2 protein-coding genes and 1 pseudogene are annotated in these 2,104 nt (G+C 78.2%); all 3 read left to right on the top strand.

Translation table 11 applies throughout. The features are described from left to right. Window positions 1–1,298 (top strand): FAD-binding oxidoreductase (locus L1885_RS27555; protein ID WP_235799868.1); only part of this gene is annotated, 1,298 nt, incomplete at its 5' end. Between the two features lie 91 nt (window positions 1,299–1,389). After that, window positions 1,390–1,989, top strand: a pseudogene (gene dprE2, locus L1885_RS27560) (decaprenylphospho-beta-D-erythro-pentofuranosid-2-ulose 2-reductase); the annotation flags it as partial. Between the two features lie 4 nt (window positions 1,990–1,993). Then, window positions 1,994–2,104: 2-oxo acid dehydrogenase subunit E2 (locus L1885_RS27565; RefSeq protein WP_235799869.1), on the top strand; the 111-nt coding region annotated here is incomplete at its 3' end.

A 2,104-nucleotide genomic window follows, 5' to 3' on the forward strand; every position in this document is an offset into this window, starting at 1 on the left:
CCGGCGCGCGCGGTTCCGTGGCGCGCGGCCTCGGCCTCGCCCACGGCGACGCCGCGCGCAACGCGGGCGGAACCGTGCTGGACCTGAGGGGACTCGACCGCATCCGCAGCGTGGACGCCGAGGCCGGGATCGTGGTCTGCGACGCGGGGGTGCGTCTGCGCCGCCTGGCCCAGACGCTGCTGCCGCTCGGCTGGTCGCTGCCCGTGCTCCCCGCGCAGCCGGCGCCGCCCGGTTCCGGCGGGGCGAGCGTGGGCGGGGCGCTCGCGGTCGACCTGCACGGCGGGGACCATCTCACCGCCGGCTCCTTCGCCCGGCACGTGGCGTCGTTCGAGCTGCTGACCGCCGACGGCACCGTGCGCACGGTGGTGCCCGGCACCCCGCTGTTCGACGCGACGGCGGGCGGGCTCGGTCTCACGGGTGTCGTGCTGTCCGTCCGCGTACGGCTGCGGCGGGTGTCGACCGCCCTGCTCGCCGTCGACACGGAGCGGACGTCCGGCCTCGACGACGCGCTGTCCCGCCTCTCGCCGACGGACCGGCGCTACCGCTCGTCGACCGCGTGGCTCGATCTCCTCGCGCGCGGCCCCGGCGCCGGCAGGGGCGTGCTGACCCGCGCCCTGCACGTGCCGCTCGACGCGCTGCCGACCCGCCCGCCGCGCCCGCACTCCGGGCACCCGGTGGGGCTCGTGGCGGGCTCGGTGCCCTCCGCCCTCTCGCTGCGGGCATCGCGGCTGCCCGGCGTGCCCGCCGATCTGGTCCCGGACGGGCTGCTCGGCGTCCGGGCCGCGCGGGCCCTGAACGCGCTGCGCTTCCGGGCGGCGCCCGCCCGCAGGACGCGCAGGCTGCGCCCGCTCACCCGCCCGCCGGCGTTCGCCCCGCAGCTCGACCGCGCGTACGGGCGCAGCGGCTTCGTGCGCTACGAGTGCGCCGTGGGCCTCGGCCACGAGGACGCCCTGCACCGCATCACCCGGGCCGTGGCCCTCAGGGGCGTCCCCGTGCCGTCCGCGACGCTCCAGCGGCTCGGCGCCGCGGGCGGCGGCATGCTGTCCTTCCCGCTGCCCGGCTGGGCCCTCGCGCTCGACATCCCCGCGAGCGCGCCGGGGCTCGGCCGCTTCCTCGACGAGCTCGACGAGGAGGTGGTGATCGCGGGCGGGCGCGTCGCCCTGGCGCACGACGCCCGGCTGCGGCCGGAGCTGCTGTCCGCGATGTACCCGCGGCTCGCCGAGTTCCGGGAGCTCCGCGCCGGCCTCGACCCGGACGCGGTCCTCACCTCCGACCTGGCGCGCCGCCTGGCGCTGTGAGCGCCCTCCCGGCGGACGGCACCGCCCCCTTCCGCGCCCGGGCGGCCTCCCGCCCCCCGTCCGTCCCACCGCGAAGCAGTCAGGAGCACTCATGAAGGACGCCTTCGGCGCACCCCAGTCCGTTCTGGTCCTCGGCGGGACGTCGGCCGTCGCGCTGGCCACCGTCCGCCGGCTGGTCGCGCGCCGCACCCGCACGGTGTGGCTGGCCGGCCGGCCCTCGCCCGCGCTCGACGCGGCGGCGGCCGGGGTGCGCGCGCTGCGCGGCGGCTCCGGCGTCGACGTGCGCACGCCCGCCTTCGACGCCCTCGACCCGGCCTCGCACGAGGAGGCCCTCGGGAAGGTCTTCGCGGAGGGCGACGTCGACCTGGTCCTGCTGGCCTTCGGTGTCGCCGGGGACCAGGAGCACGACGAGGCCTCCCCGCTCGACGCGGTCCGGGTCGCGCAGACCAACTACACGGGGGCGGTCTCGGCGGCCCTCGTCTGCGCGGGTGCGATGCAGGCGCAGGGCCAGGGCGCCCTGGTGGTGCTGTCCTCGGTCGCGGCCGAGCGGGCGCGCCGCTCGGACTTCATCTACGGGTCGAGCAAGGCCGGCCTCGACACGTTCGCCCAGGGCCTGCGGGACGCGATGGACGGGACGGGCGTGCAGGTCATGACCGTACGGCCGGGCGCGGTGCGGCGGCGCGCGGGCGCTGCTCGTGGCGATCAGGCGGAACCCCGACATCAACGCCAGCTGGGACGAGGCCAACCAGGAGATCGTGCGCAAGCACTACGTGAACCTGGGCATCGCGGCCGCGACCCCCCGCGGG

The organism is Streptomyces fuscigenes, assembly GCF_021556455.1.
Lineage (GTDB): Bacteria > Actinomycetota > Actinomycetes > Streptomycetales > Streptomycetaceae > Streptomyces > Streptomyces fuscigenes.